At 66.9% G+C, this 5,176-nt stretch carries 5 protein-coding genes and 1 pseudogene; 1 reads left to right on the plus strand and 5 read right to left on the minus strand.

Annotation, left to right across the window (positions count from 1 at the left end; genetic code table 11):
• Positions 1-162: 162 nt before the first annotated feature.
• Both AC2VOU_RS15690 and AC2VOU_RS15695 read right to left on the minus strand, forming a co-directional pair.
• The gene (locus AC2VOU_RS15690) at positions 163-654 is read right to left on the minus strand and encodes an MTB12 C-terminal domain-containing protein (RefSeq protein WP_486958204.1); all 492 of its coding nucleotides are present in this window, start codon (positions 652-654) and stop codon (positions 163-165) included.
• Positions 655-813: 159 nt separating this feature from the next.
• Positions 814-1,566: an enoyl-CoA hydratase gene (locus AC2VOU_RS15695; RefSeq protein WP_486958205.1), complete on the minus strand. Its 753-nt coding sequence runs from the start codon at positions 1,564-1,566 to the stop codon at positions 814-816.
• Between the two features lie 39 nt (positions 1,567-1,605).
• Between AC2VOU_RS15695 and AC2VOU_RS15700 the strand changes: the two genes are divergently transcribed.
• Entirely contained in the window at positions 1,606-2,202 is a 597-nt protein-coding gene (locus AC2VOU_RS15700) for a DUF1802 family protein (RefSeq protein WP_486958206.1), read from the plus strand.
• A 9-nt stretch (positions 2,203-2,211) separates the two neighbouring features.
• Here AC2VOU_RS15700 and AC2VOU_RS15705 read toward each other — a convergent pair whose 3' ends face one another.
• The 3 genes and pseudogenes from AC2VOU_RS15705 to AC2VOU_RS15715 all read right to left on the minus strand — a co-directional run.
• On the minus strand, positions 2,212-3,198 hold the full coding sequence (locus AC2VOU_RS15705) for an alpha/beta fold hydrolase (RefSeq protein WP_486958208.1): 987 nt from the start codon (positions 3,196-3,198) through the stop codon (positions 2,212-2,214).
• Positions 3,198-4,847 carry a CocE/NonD family hydrolase gene (locus AC2VOU_RS15710; protein WP_486958207.1) on the minus strand — a complete coding sequence of 550 codons (1,650 nt, stop codon included), beginning with the start codon at positions 4,845-4,847 and terminating at the stop codon, positions 3,198-3,200. Before AC2VOU_RS15710 ends, AC2VOU_RS15705 begins: the two co-directional genes overlap by 1 nt.
• 35 nt (positions 4,848-4,882) lie before the next feature.
• A pseudogene (locus AC2VOU_RS15715) lies at positions 4,883-5,176 on the minus strand (DUF3558 domain-containing protein); the annotation flags it as partial.

Below are 5,176 nucleotides of genomic sequence, written 5' to 3' on the forward strand. Positions count from 1 at the left end.
ATCCATGCCGGGTCATCAGAGCGCTTGGCGATTAGCGGCAGTGCTTTTCCAGCGGCGCCGCAGAATTGATCGAGGGTATCTGGCATAGCAGCGCGGCGCCGCCGCTGGGAGCTCCCAAGCAGCAGGCGGCCTTCGCCATCCGTCGGCCGCCACAGACTGCCGTCACCTAGCAAAGACGGGGTTCGGGCGTCGACGAGTGGCGTTGTACCAGAACGCGTTCATCGCGGTCACGGCGGTGTCGTGGGTGATCAGCCAGTGCCCGTCGTGATCGACCAGCACGATCGGCCCGGGGTTGCTGAATTGATGAAACGAACCGGTGGTGGCCAGCGTGGCTCCCGCCAAGTTGTCGGGCGCGGGCTGGATGTCGGTCACGACGAACGACAACGGCACGATATTGACTGCTTGCATCCGGTGCAGATGGTCATCGATGGTGGCGGCTTCCTCAGGACTGAAGGGCGGCGTGACCACGTTGCCCTTGTCGACCGCAGGAATATTCGGATCGGTCAGCTCAGACATGATGGCCACGACCTGATCGACGGCGGGAACCGGGCCCTCACACGCGGGCTGGCCGGGATCCCCACAATCCGCGCGCGCCGGAGCAGCAACACCAACCAACGACGCAGCAACCATCAAGGTCGTGACCGCGAGCCTCATGGTCTCACGCTAGGTGTGTCAGCTGACAACAACCAGTGCGACCGGCCCCCGGGAACTCGCCCACAGGGATCAACCCATCGGGGTCAGTTCAGGGCAGGTCAGGGCAGCGCCGCCACGACGCCGCCGCGGACTCATGCGCCGCCGACCGGCAGAATTCCGCTAGCGCACCTGCGCGCGACCGCGCTGCAGCACCGCCTCGCGGTTGGCGGCGATGTCGTCGCCGGAGGTCCGAAAGGCCCGCGCCGCCGTCGCTTCCAGCCACAGCCCCTCGCTGGTCTGCGACTCGTCGATGCGGTGATACGACGACAACAGTGCGCGCACGGCGTCCTGGTTGTTACCGACGATGCTGTCGGCCACCTTGCGTGCGGCGGGCAGTAACTCCTCGTGCGGCACCACCTCGGTCACCAGGCCGGCGCGCAACGCCTCGTGCGCCGAGAGGTAGTCGCCGGTCATGCTCATCCGGCGGGCCAGTCCGACGCCGACCTTCTGGGGGAGTCGCACACTCAGGCCCCAGGTGGGCAGCAGGCCGACGCGGGCGTGGGTGTCGGCGAATCGTGCGTGCTCGGAGGCGATCAGGATGTCGCAGTACAGCGTCAGCTCGAGGCCGCCGGTCACCGCGGCGCCGTTGATGGCGCCGATGACGGGCTTGCTCAGCGACGGCCAGCGCGGCGAGATGTCCGGCAACGCGGTCTGTCCGCCCAGTTCTTTGAGGTCCAGACCGGCGCAGAACACCGGGTCGGTGCCGGTGACGATGACGACGTCGACGTCATCATCGGTCTCGGCGTCGGCCAGCGCGCCGAAGAACTGGTCGCGCAGCGCCGCCGACAGCGCGTTGCGGGATTGCGGCCGGTTCAAGGTCAGGGTGCGCACCCGCTCGTCGGTGTGGATCAGGAGAATGTCGTCATTGGCCATGAGAGCAACCGTAGTCATCGGCCGATTTATGGTTGAAGGATGTGCCCGAACATCGCCGAACTGCGCGTGCTCCAACCGCCGGCGACGACGCCGGCGCTCAAGGAGTGGAGCGCCGTAGTGCACGCGCTGCTGGGAGGCCGGCAACAGGTGCTGCTGCGCAAGGGCGGCATCGGCGAGAAGCGTTTCGACAGTGCGGTGGCCCAGGAGTTTCTGCTCTTCCCGACGGTGGCGCACAGCCACACCGAGCGGATACGACCGCAGTTTCGCGACCTGATCGACACCGCAGCGCCCGACAGCGACGACGACCGGCTGGTCGTTCGGGCGGCGGCGAAAGTGGTGGCTGCGCTTCTGGTCAACCGGCCCGACAATATCGATGCGGTCGAAGATCTGCACATCTGGACCGCCGAGTCGGTGCGTCGCGAGCGGCTGGACTTTCGTCCGAAGCACCGGCTCACCGTGTTGGTGGTGCAGGCCATCCCGCTGGTCGAGCCGATCGAACTCCCGCGGATCCCCGAATACGCCGGATGCAAAAGCTGGGTTTCGCTGCCGCTGGCTGATCCTCCGCTGGGCACCCCGGTGTACGACGAGGAGGCGCTGCGAACGGTCGCCGAGCGGGTCCGTGACGCCGTCGAATAGCGTTGCCCATCAAGGTGTCTGGTCGACGAGCACCGCGCCCTCGGGCCAGTCACCGATCGTGCACAACGAAGTCGGCTCGCCGGCCGCGGTCAGTCGCACGACGTCAGCCAACTGTGCCGGAGCGTCGCACTGGAGGTAGTGGTCGGCGCTCGGCAGTATCCAATAGCGGTTGAGCGCGGGCTTGTCCCGCAGAAACTCGTGCCACACGTAATTCGCGACCCGGATCGGGGCGACGTTGTCGTGCAGGCCCCACACCAGGGTCGTGTTGACGTCGCTGACCGAAAGCGCTTGGAGCCAGTTGGTTTCGTCGGCGGCGCGTTCGTGGAGGTACCGAATTGTGTCGGGCAGCACCGCGATCTGGTCGTTGTGAGCGAAGCATCGCGCCAGCGCGGCGATCTCGGCGTCGCCGGTATTTCGTCGCGGCATGAACGTCGTCATGCCCATGCCCGCAGCCAGCATCTCCGGTGTCGTGGCGCGCGCCGTGCTGCGCGCCACCGTCGGATCCAGCAGCGCCTTCTGGAACCCGGTCAGATTGGCAAGGGGCAGATAGATGTTGGCGTTGGTGAAGATGACCTCGGACGGCGGGCTCGCATCCCCGAGCTCGTCGAACATCGACAGTGCGATCATCCCGACGCTGGTGCCGCGGTCATGGGTCAGCATCGTGTAGTCGCTGAGCTGCCAGTGCGTCGTGATCGCGCCGATCAGCAGGCGCGCATCGTCATAGAGCGAATACACGTACGGCGCGGCTGGCTTCTCGGACAGGCCGTAACCGGGAAAGTCGAGCAGAAAGATGTCGAAGTCGGCGCCGAGTTCGCGGGTCAGCGCGTGGAAGTCAATGCTGGCCGTCGGGAAGCCGTGCACGCAGACCAGGGCCGGTGCTCCGGGTGTGCCGCACCGACGGGTGAACACCGTGACGTCGGCACCCGAATTCGCGACCGTCGTCGACTTCCAGTGAAATTCCGTTCCGCCGCTTCGCCATTCGTCGAAGGTGTCCATCACGACCCGACCGGGAACACGATCCGGGACGCACCGAAGCGCACCTCGTGGGTGGACGGGGTGAGGCGGCTGCCCGTCGACGACGGCTCCCCGTTTCCGAGGTTGCGGTCGAAGCGCGGATGGCAGCCGCCGGCGATCAGCACCCGGATGCGGGTTCCGGCGCGGAACCGATGCGAGATCGCATCCAGCTCGAGGCGAACGTGGTCGGTCGCCTCGGTCAGCCGCCGGTAGCCGTCGCTGACGTTGCGCGAGCGTCCCGCCGCGTCGACCTCGCTGATCCGGACGAACACGTCCACGTACGGGTTGTCGGAACTGTGCGCCAGCTCGGCGATCGGGTTGCCGTGCACGACAAGGTCCTCGGCGAGCACGTCGCCGGTGAAGCTGAGCACGTCACGTCGCGACGCCAGCGCGGTGTCGTCGCGATAGCCGCCGTCGGGCGACAGCAGTCGGCCCCCGACGGTGGGAGTCGGGTCGGCCGGGTCGTAGCGAAAGCTCGCCGAGGATCCAGCCGGGGGCGCCGTGTCGGCCAGGCCGCCGCCCGGACCGAGGTACAGCGGTCGGTCGGTGGTGGTCGGCGGCCAGTCGGGCAATTCACGCCAGCCCTCGTGGGAAACCCAGAACCGAAGTCGGCTGGACCGCGCAGGAGCCGGGCGACCGGCGAGGTGGTGGTCCAGCCAGGCCTGGGTTTCGCCCATGACGGTGGACAAACCGGCGACCAGCAGCTGGGTGTGGGTCCACGGGCCCATGGTCAGCGCGACGTCGACGCCACGCGTGCGAAGATGCCGGAATTGTTGCAGCGTCTGGGTCAGGAACAAGTCCTGCCAACCGCTGACCAGCAGCAACGGTACCTGGATCCGGTCGAGTGCGGAGTCGACTCGCAGCGGCTCCCAGAACGGGTTGTCCTTCGCCGGCGGAGTCAGCCAGGACTCCCACCATGGCGCCGCGTCGCCGAGCAGTGCTCGGCCAGCGGCGCCCAGCGGCGCCTCACCAGCGGCCCGCACCACGCTTCTCTGGGCCCGCAGTTGCCGGATGCCGGCGCGAATTCGGCCCGGATCTTCCTGATGGGCCACCAGGTTGCTCCAGCCGAGTAAGTCGTTGACCGTGAACGCGCCGGTGCCCCACGCCGACAAGCCCATATTGTGCGGACCGGCAACGATCACACTGGTGACGAGTTCCGGCGGCGGATCCTCCAGCAGGGCGAAACTGGTGAACCCGAGATAGGAGATTCCGATCGTGGCGAAGCGGCCGGTGAACCACGGCTGGCGGCGCATCCACTCCACCGTGTCGGCGCCGTCGGCGGCTTCGTTGGCCATCGGCGAGAAGTCTCCGCCCGAGCCGAATGTCCCTCGTACGCTTTGCAACACCACGCGATAGCCGCGGGCGGCGGGTATGTCGGCGAACACCATCGAGAACGGAAATCCCCGGCCATAGGGGCCGCGGGCCAACAGGGTGCCGACCACCTCTCCGGTGGGTTCGTAAACGTCGGCAACCAGCTCGACACCGTCGCGCATCGGAATCCTGACCGCGCTCACGGCGTATTTCGTGGTCGGGGCGGGCAGCCGTAGTGCCCGGGACAACCCGCGGACGACAAGTCGTCGGGGCAGTGTGCGCAGCGTCGAGCCCGCGGCAGGGTTGGAGGTGGTCGTCACCGCTTCAGGTTATGGGGGTGACGGCGATCGCGGGTTCAGAACTTGTAGTACGGCGAAAGCTCATTGGCGCGCTGCAGGTTGGTCGCCGGGCAGTCGACTTCGGGGCTGGAGTAGATCGTCGAGTAGAACAGCGACTGCTGGATGATCCCGTAGCTGGTCTTGAAGGCCACCATGCAGGAGAAGTAGAAGTAGCTGTTGTGGTAGGTCGGCTTGAGGTTCCACCATTGCGCGGCGCGGTGGCCGTTGATCGTGGTCTCGACAGCGTCGGCGGGCAGTGACTGGTCGTATTTGCGCCAGACGATCGGTTCTACGGCCAGTTGGTAGTTGCC

The organism is Mycobacterium sp. TH-M25 (assembly GCF_057473665.1).

Bases quoted from the DNA above. Each gene is read 5' to 3' on its own strand.
- AC2VOU_RS15690 (WP_486958204.1), bottom strand. From the start codon at position 654: ATGAGGCTCGCGGTCACGACCTTGATGGTTGCTGCGTCGTTGGTTGGT.
- AC2VOU_RS15695 (WP_486958205.1), bottom strand. From the start codon at position 1,566: ATGGCCAATGACGACATTCTCCTGATCCACACCGACGAGCGGGTGCGC.
- AC2VOU_RS15700 (WP_486958206.1), top strand. From the start codon at position 1,606: ATGTGCCCGAACATCGCCGAACTGCGCGTGCTCCAACCGCCGGCGACG.
- AC2VOU_RS15705 (WP_486958208.1), bottom strand. From the start codon at position 3,198: ATGGACACCTTCGACGAATGGCGAAGCGGCGGAACGGAATTTCACTGG.